Annotated in this window: 20 protein-coding genes and 1 other RNA gene; all 21 read right to left on the bottom strand. The window is 59.5% G+C overall.

The window, feature by feature from the left end:
• Positions 1 to 3: 3 nt before the first annotated feature.
• On the bottom strand, positions 4 to 1161 hold the full coding sequence (locus tag QWJ34_RS05375; protein WP_302726044.1) for a cysteine desulfurase family protein: 1158 nt from the start codon (positions 1159 to 1161) through the stop codon (positions 4 to 6).
• A gap of 153 nt (positions 1162 to 1314) precedes the next feature.
• Positions 1315 to 2076, bottom strand: a complete 762-nt coding sequence (locus QWJ34_RS05370) for a lytic transglycosylase domain-containing protein (protein ID WP_302726043.1) — start codon at positions 2074 to 2076, stop codon at positions 1315 to 1317.
• A 78-nt stretch (positions 2077 to 2154) separates the two neighbouring features.
• The gene (locus QWJ34_RS05365; protein WP_302726042.1) at positions 2155 to 2655 is read right to left on the bottom strand and encodes a DUF3907 family protein; all 501 of its coding nucleotides are present in this window, start codon (positions 2653 to 2655) and stop codon (positions 2155 to 2157) included.
• A 349-nt stretch (positions 2656 to 3004) separates the two neighbouring features.
• Positions 3005 to 3418: RNase P RNA component class A (gene rnpB, locus QWJ34_RS05360), an RNA gene on the bottom strand.
• A 68-nt stretch (positions 3419 to 3486) separates the two neighbouring features.
• Positions 3487 to 4602, bottom strand: a complete 1116-nt coding sequence (locus QWJ34_RS05355) for a Nif3-like dinuclear metal center hexameric protein (RefSeq protein ID WP_302726041.1) — start codon at positions 4600 to 4602, stop codon at positions 3487 to 3489.
• Positions 4569 to 5339 carry a tRNA (adenine(22)-N(1))-methyltransferase gene (locus QWJ34_RS05350; RefSeq protein WP_302726040.1) on the bottom strand — a complete coding sequence of 257 codons (771 nt, stop codon included), beginning with the start codon at positions 5337 to 5339 and terminating at the stop codon, positions 4569 to 4571. Before QWJ34_RS05350 ends, QWJ34_RS05355 begins: the two co-directional genes overlap by 34 nt.
• Entirely contained in the window at positions 5336 to 6169 is an 834-nt protein-coding gene (locus QWJ34_RS05345) for a hypothetical protein (RefSeq protein ID WP_302726039.1), read from the bottom strand. The genes QWJ34_RS05350 and QWJ34_RS05345 overlap by 4 nt, the downstream gene beginning before the upstream one ends.
• A 292-nt stretch (positions 6170 to 6461) precedes the next feature.
• Positions 6462 to 7589, bottom strand: coding sequence for an RNA polymerase sigma factor RpoD (gene rpoD / locus QWJ34_RS05340; protein WP_302726038.1), 1128 nt, complete (start codon positions 7587 to 7589; stop codon positions 6462 to 6464).
• Positions 7590 to 7633: 44 nt separating this feature from the next.
• Complete coding sequence (dnaG, locus tag QWJ34_RS05335; protein WP_302726037.1) at positions 7634 to 9586, bottom strand: DNA primase; 1953 nt, start codon at positions 9584 to 9586, stop codon at positions 7634 to 7636.
• Positions 9587 to 9623: 37 nt separating this feature from the next.
• Positions 9624 to 10094 (bottom strand): YaiI/YqxD family protein, encoded by a 471-nt coding sequence (locus QWJ34_RS05330; protein ID WP_302726036.1) that lies wholly within the window; start codon positions 10092 to 10094, stop codon positions 9624 to 9626.
• Positions 10095 to 10397: 303 nt separating this feature from the next.
• Entirely contained in the window at positions 10398 to 12494 is a 2097-nt protein-coding gene (gene glyS, locus QWJ34_RS05325) for a glycine--tRNA ligase subunit beta (protein WP_302726035.1), read from the bottom strand.
• Positions 12494 to 13375 carry a glycine--tRNA ligase subunit alpha gene (gene glyQ, locus QWJ34_RS05320; RefSeq protein WP_302726696.1) on the bottom strand — a complete coding sequence of 294 codons (882 nt, stop codon included), beginning with the start codon at positions 13373 to 13375 and terminating at the stop codon, positions 12494 to 12496. Before glyQ ends, glyS begins: the two co-directional genes overlap by 1 nt.
• Before the next feature lie 396 nt (positions 13376 to 13771).
• Positions 13772 to 14530 (bottom strand): DNA repair protein RecO, encoded by a 759-nt coding sequence (gene recO / locus QWJ34_RS05315; RefSeq protein ID WP_302726034.1) that lies wholly within the window; start codon positions 14528 to 14530, stop codon positions 13772 to 13774.
• The gene (gene era / locus QWJ34_RS05310) at positions 14531 to 15433 is read right to left on the bottom strand and encodes a GTPase Era (RefSeq protein WP_302726033.1); all 903 of its coding nucleotides are present in this window, start codon (positions 15431 to 15433) and stop codon (positions 14531 to 14533) included.
• Positions 15434 to 15509: 76 nt separating this feature from the next.
• A complete protein-coding gene (locus QWJ34_RS05305) occupies positions 15510 to 15908 on the bottom strand; it encodes a cytidine deaminase (protein ID WP_302726032.1) in 399 nt (132 codons plus the stop codon).
• Positions 15909 to 15966: 58 nt separating this feature from the next.
• Positions 15967 to 16353, bottom strand: a complete 387-nt coding sequence (locus tag QWJ34_RS05300; RefSeq protein ID WP_302726031.1) for a diacylglycerol kinase family protein — start codon at positions 16351 to 16353, stop codon at positions 15967 to 15969.
• Positions 16353 to 16859 carry an rRNA maturation RNase YbeY gene (ybeY, locus tag QWJ34_RS05295; protein WP_302726030.1) on the bottom strand — a complete coding sequence of 169 codons (507 nt, stop codon included), beginning with the start codon at positions 16857 to 16859 and terminating at the stop codon, positions 16353 to 16355. The genes QWJ34_RS05300 and ybeY overlap by 1 nt, the downstream gene beginning before the upstream one ends.
• Before the next feature lie 3 nt (positions 16860 to 16862).
• The gene (locus QWJ34_RS05290) at positions 16863 to 19094 is read right to left on the bottom strand and encodes an HD family phosphohydrolase (RefSeq protein WP_302726029.1); all 2232 of its coding nucleotides are present in this window, start codon (positions 19092 to 19094) and stop codon (positions 16863 to 16865) included.
• A gap of 18 nt (positions 19095 to 19112) precedes the next feature.
• Entirely contained in the window at positions 19113 to 20084 is a 972-nt protein-coding gene (locus QWJ34_RS05285) for a PhoH family protein (protein WP_302726028.1), read from the bottom strand.
• 247 nt (positions 20085 to 20331) lie between these two features.
• On the bottom strand, positions 20332 to 20946 hold the full coding sequence (locus QWJ34_RS05280) for a hypothetical protein (RefSeq protein ID WP_302726027.1): 615 nt from the start codon (positions 20944 to 20946) through the stop codon (positions 20332 to 20334).
• A gap of 23 nt (positions 20947 to 20969) precedes the next feature.
• A complete protein-coding gene (gene floA / locus QWJ34_RS05275) occupies positions 20970 to 21974 on the bottom strand; it encodes a flotillin-like protein FloA (RefSeq protein WP_302726026.1) in 1005 nt (334 codons plus the stop codon).
• Positions 21975 to 21982: the final 8 nt, after the last annotated feature.

Raw genomic sequence — 21982 nt, 5'->3', positions numbered from 1 at the left:
CGGTTATCGTTTTCTCCCCTCAAACGGCGCCAGACGGCTTACCGCCCTGCCCAGCGCCTCCGACAGCAGCCGGACGTCTTCTTCCGTATGCAAGTCGCCCAGGCTGATCCGAATGCCGGACGTCGCGTGTTCGCGGTCCATCCCCATCGCCGTCAGCACCCGGCTCGGCTTCTCCGTCTTCGCCGCGCAGGCCGACTGGGCCGATACAAGCATATTCAGCTCTTCCAGCGTATGCAGAACCACTTCCGATTTCAAGCCCGGAAACGTAAAATGCACGATATGCGGAGCCGTTTCGGCCGGCTCGGTCAGCTTCAGCCCTTCATGCCGCCGCACTTCGGACACGACCAGCGCGCGCAGCTCTCCCAATCTTCGCCCGCGTTCGGGCCTTCCCTCGGCGGCCAGGCGAAACGCCTTCGCCGCTCCGACGATCGCGGCCGTGTTCTCCGTCCCGGCGCGCAGCCCGTGCTCCTGGCTGCCGCCGGACAGCAGCGGAATCAACCGCACGCCGCGGCGGACGAACAGCAGTCCCACGCCTTTGGGACCGCGCACTTTATGCGCCGAGACGCTGTACAGATCGATTCGGCTCCGCGCAAGATCCAGCGGCAGCCGGCCGAAACCCTGCACGCCGTCGACGTGCAGCAGCACGCGGGCATCGGCTTCCTTCAACCGCCGCCCGATCTCGCCGACCGGCTGGACCGCTCCCGTCTCGTTGTTGACGTGCATCACGCTGACAAGCGCCGTATCGCCGCGCAGCGCGCCGAGCACGCTCTCCGGACTGACGGTCCCGTCGGTCCGGGGCCGCACATACGTGACTTCGAAGCCGAAATCTTCGAGCTGCCGGCAGCTCTCGTACACCGACGAATGCTCGATCATCGTCGTCACGATATGCCGCCTGCCGTCCGTTCTGCCGAGCAGCGCTCCTTTGATCGCCAGATTGTTGCTTTCCGTCGCCCCCGAGGTAAATACGATCCGTCCGTCTTCCGGCGGCGCGCCGAGCGCGGCGGCGCAGACTTCGCGCGAACGCTCCAGCAGCACTGCCGCATCCCGACCGCCCCGGTGAATCGAAGAAGGATTGCCGCTGCGGGCCTGCATAACCTCGGCGATCGTGCGAATCACGTCCGGGTGAACCGGCGTCGAAGCCGCTTGATCGAAATTAAACATACAAGAAGACCTTCTTTCCATCGCTCTATCCGTGTGTTTTTTATGCGGCTTTTATTTGGGTTTGCCTTCGTTTTTAACGTCAAAAAGATCAAAAAGGGAAAGCCGCGCTTCTCCTTTTTGATCTTCGCTTAACACGCCGGCCGGATTCCCGGCTTACACATACTTGGCCTGGGCCGTTTCCACTCTGCCGATATAGTTCTGGGTTTCTCGCGGCAGTTGGCTAAACTTGGCGTCCAGATCGGCTTCCGTCTTGATCCCCAGCCGCTGAAGCGTGCCCGGTCCCGCGTTGTAGGCGGCCAGCGCCAATCGCTGCGAACCGCCGTAGCGCATCAGCTGCGACGCGATATAACTCGAACCTCCGTTGATATTCTGCTCGGGATCGAACGAATTGGTTACGCCGAGCCCCGCGGCCGTTCCGTCCATCAGCTGCATCAGCCCTTTGGCGCCCGCGCCCGACCGGGCATTGGGATTGAAGGACGATTCCGCGTCGATGATGCCGTTGATCAGCGACTGCGGAATGCCGTATTTGGCGCTGGCCGCGGCCACGATATCCGCATACTGCGCGGCGTTCGAATTCGGCGTGCCGGCCTGAACTTTGGGCTCCGATACGGACGGCATCTCGATCTTCGCCGGCGAACTGTCGAGCGAAGACCCTCCGTCCAGCGACATGGCTCCTTTTTTCAAGGAAGCGGCCTGGTCGGCGGGCAGCGAGATGGCATCGAGCGTCTTGAGCAGCTCTTCCGCCGAAATGGAGCTTGTGCCCGATTCCTGCATCTTCTGCTGCAGCAGGGTCGCGAACACCGAAGAGTCGATCTTGCCCTGCGACATGCTGTTTAGCGACGATTTATCCAGATTCATGCTGTCTATCCACTGAAATTCAATCAGCTGCTTGGCTGTCCTGGGATCGATGATCATCGTCGATGTTCCCCTTTCACCGGTAGGATTGTCCGTGCGCGGAAGCCGCGACGATTTCTATAAAAGAACCCGCAAATCTTACGAGCGCGGAGCGCTCATCCGACGCTGGCTGAGATAGTCGCTTTCGTAGTAATCCAGATCGTCGCGCAGGTCTTCGTACGTTTTGGTTACGTCGAGAATAACGGTGCGCCCCGGAGCCGCGATGGCTCTGCGGAACCGAATCGCTTCCTGACCGGTATACGCATAGCGTCCGTCTTCGGCGTAGCATTCGTTTTTTGGGTAGAAGAAACTGTTGATGACGTTATGATAGACCCTGTACAGCGTGTCTTCGGCGGAATCGACATCGAAATTGGCCCGTCTGAGCAGCACGCCGATTTTTTCGGCCGAAGTTTCCGAAAAAACGAGCAGATGGCGAAGGTCGGACAAAAAGCCCTTGTAGTACACCACTTCCTCTTCTTCCTGCGACTCCGCAAGCTGAGGCAGCGAGTATTCGTTCAAAAAGGCTTCGATTCTCTGGCTGGCTTCTTTCAACTTTTCCCTGGTCGATTCACACAATCTCTGTACGTTAGGCGCTGACATAACGGCGGTTCCCCCTTGATATTTGATCGCGCGGCGCGCGAAGCGGGCTTCGCTTGCATACCCTGCTCTTGCTTTCGTCCATCGTAGCATAAATTTTAAGGAAAAGCATCCGGATCGGCGTATTCCGACCGCATGCGTAAAGGCGTTCCGCAGGCGGATCGCCGGCCTTATTCTTTACTTAACCGGACAGGCCGTTTCAAAAACGCCGCCGCGGCGCTTCTCGTTCCCGCAGCCGTCCGGAAGCACGCGCAAAACCGAAAAACGGCGCCCGCTCCTCCAAGATGAAGGAATCGGGCGCCGCCGTGCGATTCGCCGTTTAAAAAATCTTCGAACGATCGGTTGCGTCAGTTCGGGAAGCTTACCGTAAGCCGGGTTCTGTGCTGCTTTGCGGTGCAGACGGGAACTACCCTCCCGCTATGAGCGACAATCATCTGTCTAGGCCGTCCATTGCTGAACGGCTCGAGCGACCAACCTAAACGCACCCCGGGCAAGGGCCGTTTCCGGACAAGCCGGAAACCGCGTTTCATTAGGTCTTGCTTCGGATGGGGTTTACCAGGGACGAAGTCGCCAGCGCCCCTCGGAGTCTCTTACACTCCGGTTCCACCCTTGCCTGTGCCGCTTGCGCGGCCATCGGCGGTCCATTTCTGTGGCACTAATCCTTCAGCTCGCGCTGACTGGACGTTATCCAGCATCCCGCCCTGCGAAGCCCGGACTTTCCTCCCGTACCGCCTTACGCGGCACCGGCGATTGTCTGTTAAACTTCCCTTAAGCAACGGCATTTATTATACCTTGAAAATCCGGCGGCGGCAAGTCTTTTTACAGCCGCTTTTTTTAAGCGAAACGGAACGGTTCGGTATTCGGCTCCGACGCGTAGACGGCTGTTCGGCTGCCGCTTTCCGCGAGCAGACGTCCGAGCACGGCGGCGACTTCGCGCTTCATGATCTTCTCCGAGTTATGCCCCGGATCGATAATGGAAAGCCCCGCCATCAGCGCGTCGTGCGCCGTATGATAATCGATATCGCCGGTAATCAGCACGTCCGCTCCCTGACGGATCGCATGATGGATATACCGGCTGCCCGATCCGCCGAGCACGGCCGCTTTCTTGACGATCCGTTCTCCGTCGCCGACCACCCGGACCGCCGGCACGTCGAAGCCGCGCTTGACGATGTCCGTCAGTTCGGCCAGCGTAACCGGCGTTTCCAGTTTGCCGATCCGGCCGAGGCCGTACGCTTTGCCTTTGAGCTCCAGCGCGTACAGATCGTAGGCGGCTTCTTCGTACGGATGCGCTTTGAGCATCGCCTGCACGACTTTCGAGCGCAGGCGTTCCGGCACGATCGTTTCGATCCGGTCTTCTTCGGCTCTTTCCAGTTTGCCCGGCTGCCCCAGATGCGGATTCGTGCCCTGACCGGGCAGGAACGTACCGGTGCCTTCCGCCGTGAAACTGCAGTGCGAGTATTCGCCGATATGGCCCGCGCCCGCGCCGAGCACGGCGCTTAGCACCTGCTCGCGATGCGTGCGCGGAACGAAGACGACCAGCTTGTACAGCTTTTCCGTTTGCAGTTCTTCCAGCGGTTTCGGCTCGGCGATGCCTACGATCGAAGCCATCCAGTCGTTCATCCCGCCTTCGGCCGCATCGAGATTCGTATGGCTGATATAAACGGCGATATCGTGCTTGATCAGCTTCTCGTACAGCGATCCCATCGGCGTATCCGTGCGCAGATTCGCCAGCGGCCGGAAAATGATCGCGTGATGCGCGACAATCAATTCCGCGCCCATCGAGATCGCTTCGTCCGCGACTTCGTGCGTGACATCCAGCGCGACCAGCACTTTGGTGATTTCTTTATTCAGCGTGCCGAGCTGCAGGCCGATCTTGTCGTTCTCCACGGCCAGCGATTTCGGCGCGAATTTCTCCATCAATTGGATGACGGTTTGTCCTTTGGCAAACATGCCAGCACCTCCTTGATCCATTCGATGCGGCGTTCAAGCGCCGCCTTCTTCTCCACCGCGTCGCCGCTGTCGGAACGTCCCATCGAGCCGGCGACCCGCTCCAGCTTGGCGATTTCGCTTTCCCATTTCAGCCGGAACACGGGCGAAGCCTCGCGGACCAGAAAAGGACCGAAGTCGAGCAGCTGATCGCGGCTCAGCGTCACCGGCGGTTCGCCGACCGGCGTATCCGCGTAAAGCTCGGCGTTCGCTTTATCCGCCCGTTCGCTGCGATCGGCCGTCAGCACTTCATAAATCTTGCCGTCTTCCTCGAGAACGGTTTCCCCGGTCAGCACCCAGCCTTCCGCCAGCAGCCAGCGGCGCACGATATCCTCGCCGACGTTCGGCTGAAGAATCAGCCGCCGCACGCCTTCGAGCTTCTCCCGCCCTTCCGTCAGGATGCGGACGATCAGCGCGCCGCCCATGCCGGCGATCGTAATCACGTCCACTTCGCCGGCTTCGATCGCCGCCAGCCCGTCGCCGAGCCGGACGGAAACCTTTTGTCCCAGGCCCGTTTCCGCCACCTGTTTGCTCGCCGCGTCGAACGGTCCCCGGTTGACTTCGCCGGCCACGGCGAAATCCGCTTTGCCTTCAAGCACCGCATACGTCGGCAGCAGCGCATGATCCGACCCGATATCCGCCAGGCGGCTGCCCGCCGGAATCCGGTCGCAAATCGTATTCAAACGTACAGACAATTTCATACAGACACCCACGCAATCCATTTTTTTCGCCAAAAGAACAACAGAATAAAAGCCAGCGCCAGCTTGCCGAGCAGCAGCAAAACGATACCGTCCGGCGCATTGTGGCGCAGCAGCAGATCGTCGAGCTCCGGCATAAACCAGAGCGTCACGCCGACCGCAAAGTAAATCGCCGCGAATCTTTTCGCTTTATGATGCGCCAGCCAGCTCAGCCACAGCAGCAGCGCGCTCAGCGGAATCCAGAGCAGCTGCAGCAGCGGCCACGAAGCCCCCGGATTGACCTGACCGAAGAATTTGGCGTACAGCAGAATCAGCGCTCCCCAGCCGCAGTAATGCAGCAGCCCGCTCGGAACGGTCATGCCGACGCCCAGCCACACCACGGCGCAAACGGCGATCAGACCCAGCATCGACGTGTCTTCCGGCCAGCCGTTCATGCGAATCATCCACGCGCCCAGACCGAGCATCACCAGGCTGCCGGCCGCGTACAGCATCTGCCCGCCCATGCCGCCCATCCACGCTTTGCCTTTCGCGTATGTACCGAGCCCGTAGCAGAACGAAGCCAGCGCCGCGATGCCCGCGGCCTGAAACGGCCAGGACAGAATCGGGAAATAAAAGCCGATCAGGAAAATCAGCGCAATCGTCACGAACGAAAGCGCCCACAATTTGAAATTGCCCTGCTGGAGCGCGGCGACCGACATCGTGCCCTTTTTTTTCTGCGTCGCTTCGTCGTCATATAAGTTTAACAAAAAATCGCAGTAATGTTCGGGTAAAAGTTTGCTTTTGCGCCAATTCTCGATTTCGGTGACGATGACCTTTTTTTTCTCCCGTTCCAAAAGTGCTCCTCCTTCGGGCCAAAGCCGCTCTCTTTCTTCCTATATCGGCAGATTGCCGCGTACCGATTAAGCGGGCCCGCCGGCCGCCGGGCCGATCCGTTTTCCCGGGTGCGCGGCGGGTTCCGCCCGCGTTCCCGCTTTATTGTACCCGCAAAAAGCCGATTCGCCTATCCCGCGCTTTACATGGAATTCCGGGACTTTCGAACGTTTCGCCGCGAAAAAAGGCCGCCGGAGCGCTGCTCCGGCGGCCTTGATTATCGGGTTCTCGGAGCCCCGAACGGGAGTCGCGGCTCTACTCCAGGAAATCTTTGAGCCGTTTGCTGCGGCTCGGATGGCGCAGCTTGCGCAGCGCTTTGGCTTCGATCTGGCGAATGCGTTCGCGGGTAACGCCGAACACTTTGCCGACTTCCTCCAGCGTGCGGGTACGGCCGTCGTCCAGGCCGAAGCGCAGGCGAAGCACATTCTCTTCGCGCTCGGTCAGCGTATCGAGCACGTCTTCGAGCTGCTCTTTGAGCAGTTCGTAAGCGGCCGCGTCGGCCGGCGCCAGCGCTTCCTGGTCTTCGATAAAGTCGCCCAGATGGGAATCGTCTTCTTCGCCGATCGGCGTTTCCAGCGAGACCGGTTCCTGCGCGATCTTCATAATCTCGCGCACTTTCTCCACGCTGAGCTCCATCTCGGCGGCGATTTCTTCCGGCGTCGGTTCCCGCCCGAATTCCTGCAAAAGCTGGCGGGAAACGCGAATCAGCTTGTTGATCGTTTCGACCATATGCACCGGAATCCGGATGGTACGGGCCTGGTCGGCGATGGCCCGGGTAATGGCCTGGCGGATCCACCAGGTAGCGTACGTACTGAATTTGAAGCCCTTCTTGTAGTCGAACTTCTCCACGGCTTTGATCAGGCCCATATTGCCTTCCTGAATCAGATCGAGGAAGAGCATGCCCCGGCCGACGTAGCGCTTGGCGATGCTGACCACGAGCCGCAGGTTGGCTTCCGCCAGCCGGCGCTTCGCTTCTTCGTCGCCTTCCTTGATGCGCTTCGCCAATTCCACTTCGTCGTCGGCGGACAGCAGGGGAACGCGGCCGATCTCTTTGAGATACATGCGCACCGGATCGTTGATCTTGATGCCCGGCGGAAGCGCGAGATCGTCTTCCATCTCGTACTCGTCGCCGCCTTCCTGATCGTTTCTCGGCCGCGAGCGTTCTTCCTCCTCGTCGCTTTCGTCCCCGACCTCGATACCCAGGTCGCCGAGCTGCTCGTAGAACTCGTCGATCTGCTCGGGGTCCTGATCGAACGGCGACAGCTTCTCGGCAATCTCTTTGTAGCTGAGATGGGATCTCTTTTTGCCGAGTTCGATCAACTGTTCTTTTACCTGCTCAAGGGTCAGTTCGCCTTCCAATTCCGTATGTTGCTCGTTCGCCATTCCAGACTCCCTCCTCCCCGGAGTTCGAACCGACTGCTCGTTCGCTACTGCCGTTCCAGGGCTATGATTTCACTTGCGATTTGAGCGGCGAGCAGGAAATCCCCGGATTTCTCGGCGCGCATCATTTCTTCGCGCTTGCGTTCGATCCCCTGCATCCGGGGCACTTTGCGCACTTCCCGGATGCAGTCGTCCAGCACCTGCTCGTTCCACTCGCGCGGCCCCTCCATCATCGCGATGGAGCTGACGGTCTTCTCCAGCTTCTCGTCCTGCAAAGAAGAGATGAAGCGGCTGCTGTCGGGCTCGCGATCCTGCGCGTAAAAAGCATACAGATATGCGGCGATCGCCGCGTGTTCCGGCATATTGAACTCGTCGCCGAGCCGCTGCGATACGTAATCGGCCGCTTGACGGTCCTGCAGCATCAAGAACAACAGCCGGCGTTCGGCCGTTTGATAAGCGGGCAGCAGATTGCGGTCCGGACGGATTCTCTGCTCGTAGCGCACGTCTTCGCCGGCATCGGCTTTGCGGTCGTTTCCGTATCGCCGTCCCTGGCCTTCTCTGCCGAAGTTCCGGCTTTTGCCGTACTTGCCGCCGCCGTATTTGTCCGGGCGTCCGCTCTGCCCGCCGCCCGGCGGTGCGCCGTATTCCGGCCCCGGATCGTTCGGTCCCGGCGCCCGGCGGCTTTGTTCCTGGCGCAGCAGGTTGCAATCCTGCTTGAGGCTGTCGAACGAAACGTCGACCTCGGACGACAGCTCGCGCAGATACACTTCGCGTTCCGTCGGCGAATTCAAAGCGGCGATAACCGGCAGCGCCGCTTTGGCGTAATCGACGCGGCCGCTTTCTTCCGTCAGCTTGTAACCGCGGCGCAGGTTCGACAGTCTGAACTTGGTCGTCGATACGGCGTCGCCCACGACCTGATTCGTAAAGCGGTCGCCGCCGTTCGACCGGATATAATCGTCCGGATCGACGCCCTGCGGCAGCATGGCGATCTTCACTTGAAGTCCCGCCTGCTCCAGGATCGGGATACTTTTGAGCGCCGCGTTCTGACCGGCGTTGTCGCCGTCGTAGCAAACGATCACTTCGTCGGCCGTCGTCTTGATCATCGCCGCGTGCTGCTCGGTCAGCGATGTGCCCATCGTCGCGATCCCGTTGTGCACGCCCGCTTCCCAGGCGGCGATCACGTCGCCGTAGCCTTCGAACAGAATCGCCTGACGCTGCTTGCGGACGGCGCTGCGCGCCTGCCCGAAGTTGTACAGCACCCGGCTTTTGTTGAACAGCCGGCTTTCCGGCGAGTTCATGTACTTCGGCTGTCCTTCGCCGAGCACCCGTCCCGCGAACGCGATCGTCTTGCCGCTGCGGTTCGCGATCGGAAACATGATCCGGCCGCGGAACCGGTCGACGTAGCCGTCGCCGCTCTGCTTGGCCGAAATCAGCCCGCCCTTCTCCATCTCGGCCAGATCGAACTGGCGCTTGTCGAGAAACTGGACGAGCGTATCCCAGCGGTCCGGCGCAAAGCCGATGCCGAACTGGTCGATCAGCTTGTCGCCGATGCCGCGTCCGCGCAGGTACTCCAGCGCGGGACGGCCGTGCTCGGTGTTTTTCAATAAGAAATGATAAAATTTTTCGCTCCATTCGTAAGCCTGAAGGAGACGTCCGGTCTCTCTGTCCTGAGGCGATTCCGGCTTGCCGCCGGAGTTCTGGACAGGAATATGAGACTCTTCCGCCATGATCTTGACGGCCTCGGGGAAGGAAAGTCCTTCGATTTCCATCCTGAATTTGATGGCGTTGCCCCCCGTGCCGCAGCCGTAGCAGTAGAAGATCTGGCGATCCGGCGTCACCGTAAAAGAAGGGGTCTTCTCGGAATGGAACGGGCACAGGCCTTTCATGTACTTGCCCTGTTTGGTCAGATGAACGTATCTGCCTACCGTCTCGACGATGTCGTGCTGCTGCAGCACCGCATCGATCGTTTCCTCCGGAATATTTCCGTATTCCGTACTCATGTTAACCACCTTCTAATGAAAATAATATTCGCTGCACCTATGACTTCTCCTGCAAATCGTGTAAAAGTTTTAACAATTTTTCCGAAAAGACCGCACGGTCTTCGGCCGTAAATTTGCGCGGACCTTTCGTCCGTCCTCCGCCGCGCCGGACTTTGGCGCTGATATGGCGGCGGTCGAGCAGAAATTCGATATTGCCGGCATCGTAAACCGCGCCGCGCTCGGACAGCGCAAAAGCTTTTTTGGCCAGCACCAGCGCGGCCAGGCCGTAATCCTGGGTAACCACCACGTCGCCCGCTTTCGTATGGTTGACGATGTACAGGTCGGCGCTTTCCTTGCCGGGGTCCACGCGGACGATCTGTACGCCGCTCTGCTCGCGCAGCATATGATCGTAAGAAGAAACAAAGACGGCGGGAACGTTCGCCGTCCGGGCGGCCCGCTTTACTTCTTCCTTGACCGGGCAGGCATCGGCGTCGACCAGAATACGCGGTCCTTCGGGCTTCGTTTCCATGCCTGTTCAGCCCCTTTCATTTAACCGGACGGGAGATTCCTGCGCTTTTTCTTCACGCCCGGGTCTATGCGAAAAACGGAATGCTTCCCGCCGGCGCGAAGAGCGGGCCGTGCTGCGCCGCGCTCTTTCGCCCGAGAGAAACAAACACCGCCGACGCGCTGGGCGTTCGGGTCCTGCTCTCTGTGCGGGAAAGATTCCGTATCGTGTTCTTGCCTATTCAACCGCCTGTCGCGGCCCGGCCTTCGCGGCGCGCCCGAATGATCGAGGGTCGAAGGAAAGCCCGGCGCGGACGGCAGCGAAGTCTTACTGCCAGACCAGCTTGCCGAAGTCGGCGAACGTCTTCAACTCGCGGTCGAGCGCGGCCAGCAGCGCCAGCCGGTTCGCCCGGACGTCCTCGTCCTCTGCCATTACCATTACCCGGTCGAAGAACGTTGTAATCGGCTGCTTGAGCGCCGACAGCGCCGTCAGCTCGGCCTCGGCCGCAGTCGTATACCCTTCTTCTTCGGCGTAATCCCGGGCGGCGCGCTGTCCGTGCAGCAGTTCCCAGGCCCGGTACAGCTCGCGCTCGGCTTCGCCTTCGAACAGCTCCGGCTTCACTTCGCGGCCGTCCGCTTTCGAGGCCAGATTGCCGGTACGCGTAAACGACTCGACCGTCGTTTTGAAATCTTCGACGTGCAGCACGGCGTTCATCAGTGTTTTGCCGCGGGTGACCACCGCCGAGATATCGCCGGCTCCCGCCGCGATTACCGCGTCCACCACATCGTAACGCAGTGTTTCCGACAGCAGTTTTTTCACGCGAAGTTCGAAGAAACTTTCCAGGTCTTTGCGCACTTCGTCCGCGGAACGCTTGAGGTTGCCCGCCTGTTCATGCACCGACAGCGAAAGTTCGAACAGCTGGTCGAGCGTCAAGTCCAGATCGTGATCGAGCAGAATCTGCACGATGCCCGCCGCCTGGCGGCGCAGCGCGTAAGGATCCTGCGAGCCGGTCGGCACAATGCCGATTCCGAAAAAGCCGACGATCGCGTCCGTTTTGTCCGCAAGGCTGACGACCGAGCCTACGATCGACGCCGGAACCGATTCGCCCGCAAAGCGCGGCTGGTAATGTTCGAATACGGCGCGGGCGACGGCTTCTTTCTCGCCGGCTTTGCGCGCGTAGTCTTCGCCCATCACGCCCTGAAGTTCCGGGAATTCGTACACCATCTGCGTCACGAGGTCGAATTTGCAGATATCCGCCGTGCGGCCGATATCCTGCGCCGTCTCGGCGTTTACGCCCAGCAGCGAAGCAATCCGGTCCGCCGTCTGGCGGATACGGCGCACTTTGTCGCCGGTGCTGCCCAGCTCTTCGTGGAACACCACGTTTTCGAGCTTCGACAGCGCGTCTTTGATCTGCAGTTTCTGGTCTTCCTCATAAAAGAACTTGGCGTCCGACAACCGGGCGCGCAGCACTTTCTCGTTGCCTTTGGCGATGAAGTCCAAAGAGCGGTCGTCGCCGTTGCGCACCGTCACGAAGAAAGGCAGCAGCTTGCCTTCGGCGTCCAGCACCGGGAAGTAGCGCTGATGCTCGCGCATGGACGTAATCAGTACATCCTGCGGGATATTCAGGAACGATTCTTCGAACGTGCCGAACAGCGCCGTCGGCGTTTCCACCAGGAACAGCACTTCTTCCAGCAGATCGTCTTTGATCGCGATATTCCAGTTCTTCGCTTCGGCCAGCTCGCGGATCTGATTCAGGATCAGCGTTTGGCGCTCTTCCACGTCGACCAGCACATGCTGGGCGCGCAGCGCTTCGACGTAATCGCCGGCCTGCGCGATCGACGCTTCGCCGCCGAGGAACCGGTGCCCGCGCGTGACGCGGCCCGTCGTCACGTCCGTGATTTCGAACGGCACGACGTCCCCTCCGAACAGCGACACCATCCAGCGAATCGGGCGCACGAATTTGAAATCGTACGCGCCCCAGCGCATATTTTTGGGGAATGTCAGCGACGAGATGATGTTTTTCAGACCTTCCGGCAGCAGCGCCGAAGCTTCCTGCCCGTTCAGGCTTTTGGTGGCGTAAATGTATTCCACGCCGCCGACTTCCCTAAACGTAAAGTCGCTGGCTTCCACGCCCTGGCTGCGGGCGAAGCCAAGCGCGGCTTTGGTCCATTCGCCGTTTGCGTCCTGGGCGATCTTGCGCGACGGGCCTTTGACTTCTTCGCTGACGTCGCTTTGCTTCTCGGCTACGCCGCGAGCCAGCACGGCCAGGCGCCGCGGCGTCGCGTAAGCTTCGACTTGTTCGTAACCCAGACGCGAAGCGTCCAGCCATTTCTCCGTTTTCTCGCGCAGTTGGTTCATCGCGGCGCGCAGGAAGCGGGCCGGTACTTCTTCAAGCCCGATTTCGAGCAGCAGATCCTTTGCCATTACGCTTCCCCTCCTTTCTTGATCAGCGGGAAGCCGAGCTTCTCGCGTTCCTCGACGTAAGCGGCCGCTACTTTGCGCGCCAGATTGCGCACGCGGGTGATATAGCCGGTCCGTTCCGTGACGCTGATCGCGCCGCGAGCGTCGAGCAGATTGAACGTATGCGAACATTTGAGCACGTAATCGTACGCCGGAAAAACAAGATTCTCGTTCGCCGCGCGCGCCGCTTCCTGCTCGTACATATTGAACAAAGTGAACAGCATTTTAACGTCCGACAGCTCGAAGGTGTACTTGGAATGCTCGTACTCCGCCTGACGATACACATCGCCGTAAGTCATGCCTTCCACATACTCCAGATCGAATACGTTCTCTTTGTCCTGGATATACGAAGCGAGCCGCTCCATGCCGTACGTGATTTCGACCGCGACCGGATTCGTTTCCAGACCGCCGACCTGTTGAAAATACGTAAACTGCGTAATTTCCATGCCGTCCAGCCATACTTCCCAACCGAGACCCGCGCATCCCAGCGTCGGATTTTCCCAGTTGTCTTCGACAAAACGGATATCGTGGATCAGCGGATCGACGCCGAGCGCTTTGAGGCTTTCCAGATACAGCTCCTGGATATTGTCCGGCGAAGGTTTGATGATGACCTGGAACTGGTGATGCTGGTACAACCGGTTCGGGTTCTCGCCGTAACGTCCGTCCGACGGGCGGCGCGAAGGCTCGACATACGCGACTTTCCAAGGTTCGGGACCGAGCGAACGCAGGTAAGTCATCGGGTTCATCGTGCCGGCGCCTTTCTCCGTATCGTACGGCTGCGCGTTGATACATCCCTGATCCGCCCAGAATTTCTGGAGCGTCAGGATCATGCCTTGAAAATTCATCATAAGCACCCCTTTGCTAAAATGGTCGGCCGACCGGAGCGGGAGGTTTCCGAACGCGAAAAGCACGCAAAAAACTCCCGTCCTTACGCCTGATGGACAGACGTAGGGACGAGAGTCCGAAAACGTGATTCATTAAGAAAACACGTTGTTTCTCCCGCGGTTCCACCCTACTTGAATGCGCGGCGCCGCCAAGACGGCCGCATGCCGCATTCCTCTTTTCCGAACGCTTCGAACTTCGCCCGCTCCCGGAAATGCCAAATCATGCGAATTACGGTCTGTCCGGGCTTGCACTGTCCCCGGCTCGCTGGTGTAAGACCGTTATGGAATTCGCATGCTTTCCGTTCAACGCCGCTGCGAAGATCTAAGCAATGTTTCTTTATTGTAAGACGGACATGCTTATTTGTCAAAACCGTATTGATCCAGCTGGTCGAGAAAACGCTTGGACTTCAGGTTCATCCCCATGTGTTCCTGCATCAGCGCGGCCATGGCTTTTTTGAGCTCGGCTTTCGTTTCCGGTTTGACGTCCACATTGCCCAGCCGCCGCAGATCCAGCCGCGCGAATACTCTCAGCAGCGACAGCGCCCGGGCCGTCACATGCACCGCATACGGATCGGCCGCGCGAAAAGGAACGCTCAGCACGCCGCCGAGCCGCGGGCTGATCAACGCGTCGCCTTCGACCGGATTCCTGCTGGCCGCGCAGATCTCAAGTTCGGGACCGTAGCCGGCAGCCTGCAGAATCTTCATCTCGAACAGGCGGATCATCACCTCGGGATCTTTGCCTTCGCGCATTCCGCTTAGAAACGCCAGCAGCTGTTCGAACCAGAAGCTGCCGGTGTCCTCGTCCTGCAGCGCCCGGTCGATCAGCTCGCAGGCGTAAGAGCCGTGCGCGGCCAGTACCAGATCTTCGCGCAGTTTATGATTCGACTCGTAGATCTCCGCGTCGTTCAGCGTGCCGAGCCCGCTTCCGCCGCGAAAAAAGTTGAACACGCCGTACGTAAAAGGCTGGGTCAGCGAAGCGTAGCGGCTTTTGACCTTTTTGGCTCCGCGCACCATTACGCCGATCTTGCCGTGCGTTTGCGTGCAGAGCGTAATAATCTTGTTCGTTTCCCCGTAGTCCATCGCCCGGATCACGATTCCTTCGAGACGGTACAGCATCTACGCGTCCCGGTGGAAGCCCAGATCGCGCAGCACGCGGTCCTGGTTGCGCCAGTCTTTTTTCACTTTGACCCACAGTTCCAGGAAGATCTTCGAGCCGAGCAGATTCTCGATATCCTGGCGCGCCCGTTTGCCGACTTCTTTGAGCATGGCGCCCTGCTTGCCGATCACGATCCCTTTCTGCGAATCACGTTCCACGAAAATAACCGCTCCGACATAGACGATGCCGTTCTCCTGCATCTTCATGTCTTCAATCGTCACGGCGATCGAGTGCGGCACTTCTTCGCGCGTCATCTGCAGGATCTTCTCGCGAATCAGCTCGGCGATGACGAACTGCTCCGGATGGTCCGTTACCTGGTCTTCCGGATAATACTGCGGGCCTTCCGGCAGGTATTTGCCGATCTGCTCCATCAGCGTATTGACATTGCTGCCCAGCTTGGCCGAGATCGGCACGATCTCCGCGAATTCGTACAGCTTGCGGTACGTCTCGATCAGCGGCAGCAGCGCTTCCGGCTCGATCAGGTCGATCTTGTTCAGGATCAGGAACACCGGCGTTTTGATCCTGCCGAGCTGTTCGATAATATAACGGTCGCCGCCGCCGATGCCTTCGGAAGCGTCGACGAGGAACAGCGCCGCTTCGACTTCGCCCAGCGTGTTGAGCGCGGTATTGTTCATAAAGTCGCCCAGCTTGGACTGCCGCTTATGAATGCCCGGCGTATCCAGAAATACGATCTGTTTGCCTTCCCCCGTGTATACGCCGTGAATCTTGTTGCGCGTCGTCTGCGGCTTGTCGGACATGATCGCGATCTTCTGTCCGATAATCTGGTTCATCAGCGTCGACTTGCCGACGTTCGGCCGGCCGACGATCGCGACGAACCCCGATTTGAATCCTTTGCTCTGCATCGTATTCCTCCTTCGTGATGTCGAATATCTTTTTAAAAACAATCTTGTATTCAATCCGGAACGTTCCGGCCGAAGTTTACAGATTCCACGGGCCGAACGCGTCCGGCAGCAGTTCGCCGATCGTCGTCTCGCGCGTATCGCCTTTCAGATTGCCCAGCACGACCGGCATATCCGGGCGGCACAGCTCGACCAGCACCTGGCGGCAGACGCCGCAGGGCGCAATCGGACCGTCCGTGTCGCCGACGACCGCCAGCATTTGAAAGCTGCCGGGCTTCCGCCCGTCCGCGATCGCGCGAAACAGCGCCGTGCGTTCGGCGCAGTTCGACGGTCCGTACGCCGCGTTCTCCACGTTGCAGCCGTAATGGACTTCCCCGTGCTCGTCGAGCAGAGCCGCCCCTACTTTGAAATTCGAATACGGCACGTAAGCCCGTTCCCGGGCTTCGACCGCCAGGCGCATCAATGCCGCTTTATCCATCGTTAACGTCCCCTCTCGCATCCCCCGGCAGAATCCCTGCGCGGGAGCACTCCCTATTCTACAGCCATCCCCAGTTCCGCGCCAGACCCAGCAAAGGCGGGCCGAACACGAGCAGTCCGATCACGGCGGCAAAAACCGCGGAGGCCAGCACGGCCCCCGCGGCGGCGTCCTTGGCTTTTTTCGCCAGCGGATGTATCCGTTCCCCCACAGTCAAATTAACGGCCGCCTCGACGGCCGTATTCATCAGTTCGGCGGAGAGCACGAGTCCCATCGCCAGACAGAGCAGCGCCCAGTCCAGCCGCGGCACGCGCAGCAGCCCGCCCAGGGCGAACACCGCCGCGCTCAGCGCCAGATGAACTTTGAAATTCCGCTCCGTCGAAGCGGTCGCCCGCACGCCGTCCCAGGCATTGCGGAACACGTCCAGCCAGGTGCGCCGTTTGTCCATTACCGCGTCAGCCCCACTTTTTGCAGCGCCGCTTCCTGCTTGCCCATCATCTCGGCTTCGTCTTCGGCCGTCTGGTGATCGTAGCCGAGCAGATGCAAAAATCCGTGCACAACCAAAAATCCGAGTTCGCGCTCGACGGAATGGCCGTAATCTTCGCTCTGGGCGATCGCGCGCGGAACGGATACGATAATATCGCCGAGCATCTCGTCGAGTTCGGGGCCTTCTTCTTCGCCCTGCTCGTACTCGTACGTAATCTCCATCTCCGGTTCGTCCCCGGCCGATTCGCGCATCGCGAACGAGAGCACATCGGTCGGACGGTCGATATTCCGGAATTCTTTGTTCAGCCGGTGAATCTCTTCGTCGTCCACAAAAGTCAGCGCCACTTCGCCTTCGGTCACGCCTTCGGTTTCGCCGGCGGCTTGAAGCAGCCGGTTCAGACGCGCGATCAATTCTTCGCTGATTTCATAATCCGTTTGCTCGTTGTTCCAATCCAGATTCAGGCTCATGCTTCAATTCTCCTTTGCTTTGGGCTTCTCTTCTTCCGGATATTCGATCCGCGAATGGAAGATGCCCATCACCGCTTCCTTCAGCGTTTTGGCGACCACGTCGAGTTCTTTGAGCGTGATATCGCATTCGTTGAACTGCTGATCGTCCAGGCGGCTTTTGATAATCTTCCCGATCATGGATTCGACCTGTTCGATCGTCGGCTTGTGCAGCGAGCGGACCGCCGCTTCCACGCTGTCCGCGATGCCCACGACCGCCGCTTCCTTGGTCTGCGCTTTCGGGCCGTGATAGCGGAACTCCGCTTCGGTAAAGTCCGGCTCGACGCCGCGTTCTTCCGCCTGCTTCAGCGCTTTTTGATAGAAGAAATACAGGAACGTGGTGCCGTGATGCTGCTCCGCGATATCGCGAATGCGCTTCGGCAGCTTGTATTCTTTCTGCATCTCGACGCCGTCGCGCGCGTGCGCGATAATAATCGACTTGCTCAGCTTCGGATCGATCGAATCGTGCGGATTTTCAATATTGGTCTGGTTTTCGATAAAATAGCTCGGACGCTTGGTCTTGCCGATATCGTGATAATAAGAACCGACGCGGCACAGCAGACCGTTCGCCCCGATCGCTTCGGCCGCCGCTTCCGACAGATTGCCGACCATGACGCTGTGATGATACGTTCCCGGCGTCTCGATCAGCAGTTTGCGCAGCAGCGGATGGTTCGGGTTGGACAGCTCGACCAGCTTGAGCGCCGACAAGATGCCGAACGTGACTTCGAAGAACGGCATCAGCCCGATCGCCAGGATGGCGGTCAGCAGACCCGCGGCCAGCGCGAAGCCGACCGAGTACAGCAGCGTATTGCGGTCCGGACTCGTATCGCCGATCAGCGAAAGCGCCAGCACCGCGATCGCCCCGAACAAACTGACCATGATCCCCGCTTTGAGGATGGTCGAACGCTGGCTGGCCCGGTGCACGGTAAAGATCGCCGCGAACGAAACCACAAGCGTATAGAATCCGAAATGAAAATCGAAAATGCCCGCCGGTCCGCTATTCAGCACCACGCTCGCCAGCACGGAGAACACGATTGCGCTAAAGTAAGCGAACGGAATATTCAGCAGCAGCGTAATGAGCGTGCAGCCGATGGCGACAGGCGCCAGATAGCCGACGTAATTCATCGTATCGCGCTGAACGAGCGCCGTCAGATGCATGGCGATCAGCATGATAAAGTAAATCAAGACAATCATCAGCAGCTGCGGATTGCCGTACTGGAACGTGTCGCCGTTCTGGCGGGTAAACAGCAGCATGCCCATCGAAAGCAGGCCGGACAGCAGCAGCAGACCGAACTGAGGCCAGTAGTTGACTTCGGTCTTCAGCATATCGTTCTCGCGCAGCAGATTGTACATGTCCTGGGTGATCGTTTCTCCCCGGTGGATCAGTACGTCTCCCTGCTCGATATAGACGGTTTCGGTGTTCTCGCGCGCCTGCACGGCCGCTTCCTTGGTCGCTTCTTCGTCGTAGAAGCGGTTGGCCGTGATCGACAGCCGGATCAGTTCCTGGACGACCTCGCGCGAAGTGCGGTCGGTCAGCGAACTGCGGCTGATAAATTCGGCAACGCGCGCCCGCGCCGTTTGCGCGTCGGTAATCTGGTCGTTCATCAGCCGGGAAACGATCTCGATCGCCACCGGCTTCATCGCCTGGATCTGGGCCGAAGTCAGCGACGGAATCTTATAAAACGTTTCTTCCGGAATATCGTACTTCTGCTCGTCCAGCCGCGCCCGCACTTCCTGCAGCAGCGTGGCCGAATAGGTAGTGCCCGTACTGCTGCCGCGAATAAAGTTGGCGACGAACTGGTCGACGCGCTGCGGAAGTTCTTCCTTGTAGATCTCCACTTTGTTGCCTTCGGTAAGCTGGTCGTCCTGGTTCAGCGTATCGATCCGGTCCAGCAGCTGGCTGACCAGCGTATCGTTGCGCATGGAGACGATCCGATACACCTGCTGAACTTTCTCGGCCGCTTCTTCCTGCGCCTGCAGCGTCGCTTTGCTGTTCGGAATCTGGGTCGGCGCCAGGATCTCTTTGTCGCTCGGCATATTGACCTGGATATCGTACTTTTCCGGCAGCAGCTTGGGCGCCAGCGCCACATAGAACATCAGCGTCAGCAGGGCGAACAGGGCCATCTTGACCGCGCGGCTGTTTTTCCAGCCGGCAAGTTTGGGATCGGCTTTGCGTTTCCGTTTTTCTTTCGAAGTCATATGGAAAGACCTCCGGTATTATTCGATGCTTTCCGCCGCCTTCTCGTAAGCGACAATAATTTTCTGGACGATCGAATGACGCACGACGTCCTCTTCGGCAAACGTAACGAATCCGATATCTTCAATATCGCTGAGTATCAAACGTGCTTCCACGAGTCCGGACTTTTTGCCGCGCGGCAGGTCGATCTGGGTAACGTCGCCGGTAATGACCATCTTCGAGCCGAAGCCGATCCGGGTCAGGAACATCTTCATCTGCTCTGGCGTCGTATTCTGCGCTTCGTCAAGAATGATGAACGAATCGTCGAGCGTGCGGCCGCGCATGTAAGCAAGCGGCGCAATCTCGATCAGGCCGCGTTCGAGCGCTTTGGCGACCTGCTCGGTGCCCATCACGTCGTACAGCGCGTCGTAGAGCGGACGCAGATACGGATCGACTTTCTCCTGCAGGTCTCCGGGCAGGAAGCCCAGGCTCTCGCCCGCTTCGACGGCCGGACGGGTCAGCACGATCCGCTTGACCAGACCTTCTTTGAGGGCGGTCACGGCGAGCACGACCGCCAGATAGGTTTTGCCGGTACCGGCGGGTCCGATGCCGAATACGATATCTTTTTTCTTGATTGTCGTTACATAATGTTTCTGTCCGATCGTTTTCGGGCGGATCGGCTTGCCGCGGAACGTCAGCGCGATCTCTCCCTTGAACAAATCGAGCAGCTGATCGGCGCGGAATTCGCGGGCGAGGTCCAGCGCGTACTGCACGTCGCGTTCGGTCAGGTTATAGCCGTTGCGGACCAACTGCAGCAGCACGTCGAACAGCTGCTCCAGCATATCCACCTGGTTCTGCGGTCCGTGCACGGCGATTTCGGCTTCCCGGCTGTCGATCCGGGTGTCGAACTGTCCCTCAATCAATTTGAGATACGTATCCTGCGGACCAAACAAGGCCAATCCTTCCCCTGCGTTCTGAAGCGGGATCTTGATGCTTCGCGTCTGTTCTGTCAAATGCTCTCAGTCTCCTTAAACGATAGTTTCATCCGGGCTGCGGCATCCCTCTGCCTGATTCAGCCCCGGAGCGGGGCTTATTCCTCAACTTTACCATTGTCTGACTTCCCATGCAAAAGATTTCGGCCGGCCGCGGCCTGCGGCGTCAGGCGGCGGCTGTTCTTCGAAACGATAAGAAAAGCCGGCCTTTTTCGTCCGTGGACGAAGAAGGCCGGCAGTGCCGCAAAACCGATCCGGCGGTTCGCATTCATCGGCGTCCGGAAGAGTAACGCTTACGGGCCCTGGGCTCGCCCAGGATTTCGGCCCACAGAATCCCTTTGCGCAGTTCTTCGGCCGTGGCTTTCGGCCAGGCCGAAGCCGCGGAAGCGGCCGCCGGCTCGCTGTGCTTGCGCGAATCGCGCGCCGGTTTGGACGCTTTCGGCGCTTTGGGCGGTTGAGGCTGCCGTTCGCCCGCAGCCGCGCGTTCGATCTCGCGCGCCGCGTCTTCCACGCTTCCGGAGCGGCGGCGCTGCGAGCGCTGCTCGCGCAGCCGCCGGTCGATCTCCGTGTTCATCTGCCGGGAAGCCTGATCGAGCGTCATGCGCTCGCGGCCGTCGCCGTCGGGTTCGCCCGAACGAAGCGGGGCGCCCGAGAACGGCGATTGTCCCGGTTGGTCGGCCCCGGGCGAGCCGGGAAGCCTGCGGCTTTGCCCCGGGCCGCCCTGCAAAGTTCGTCTGTTTGGACCTGCCCCGCCTCCGCCGAACGGTTCGCCGCCCCCGTTCTTTTTGCCTGCGTTGGCTTTGCCGAATACGGAGAACAGCGCGCCCGCAATAATCAAGACGATATAAAAGTGGCTAAACAACCATTCCAAGAACTGGGGCATGAGGTCCCCTCCTGTTCTGCCGTTTACTTATTGTCCGATCCCCGGGGTTCCACATGCGTAACGCCCACTCCGCCGAGGGAGCCGCGCATTTCCGTGTCGGCTTCGATATTTTTCATATTGAGGTAATCCATGACGCCCAGGTTGCCGCCGCGCAGCGCTTCGGCCATCGCGATCGGAACTTCGGATTCCGCTTCGACGACCCGCGCTCTCATCTCGACGACGCGCGCGTTCATTTCCTGTTCTTCCGCTACGGCCATCGCGCGTCTTTCTTCGGCTTTCGCCTGCGCGATGCGTTTGTCGGCTTCCGCCTGTTCGGTTTGCAGGAACGCGCCGATATTTTTGCCGACATCCACGTCCGCGATATCGATCGACAGGATTTCGAACGCCGTGCCGGCGTCCAGTCCTTTTTCGAGCACGGTGCGCGAAATCTTATCCGGGTTCTCCAGGACTTCTTTGTGCGTATCGCTGGAGCCGACCGTCGTAACGATCCCTTCGCCGACACGGGCGATGATCGTTTCTTCGCCGGCGCCGCCGACCAGGCGGTCGATATTGGCTCTTACCGTTACACGCGCGATAACGACGACCTCGATCCCGTTGCGGGCGACCGCCGAAACGCTCGGCGTCTCGATTACGCGCGGGTTAACGCTCATCTGCACAGCCTGGAGCACGTCCCGGCCGGCCAGGTCGATCGCCGCGGCGCGTTCGAATTCCAGCGGAATGTTCGCGCGATGTGCCGCAATCAAGGCGTTGACGACCCGGTCGACGTTACCGCCGGCCAGATAGTGACTTTCCAGCTGGTTGATGGTCAGGCTGATGCCGGCTTTGTGCGCTTTGATCATCGGATTGACGATCCGGGCCGGCGTAACGCGCCGCAGCCGCATGGCGACGAGCGTAATGATGCTCAGACGCAGACCGGAAGCAAGCGCGGAAATCCACAACGCGACCGGGAAAAAGCTAAAGAAAACACTGAGTAAAATAACCGCTACGACAATAATCAGCAGCGGGGTGATCCAAGCCGCTTCTACCATAAGTACCC

The sequence above is a fragment of the Saccharibacillus sp. CPCC 101409 genome (assembly GCF_030518235.1).
GTDB lineage: Bacteria > Bacillota > Bacilli > Paenibacillales > Paenibacillaceae > Saccharibacillus.
The sequence above is the reverse complement of the archived record's forward strand: the minus strand, read 5'-3'. Positions and strand labels throughout refer to the sequence as shown.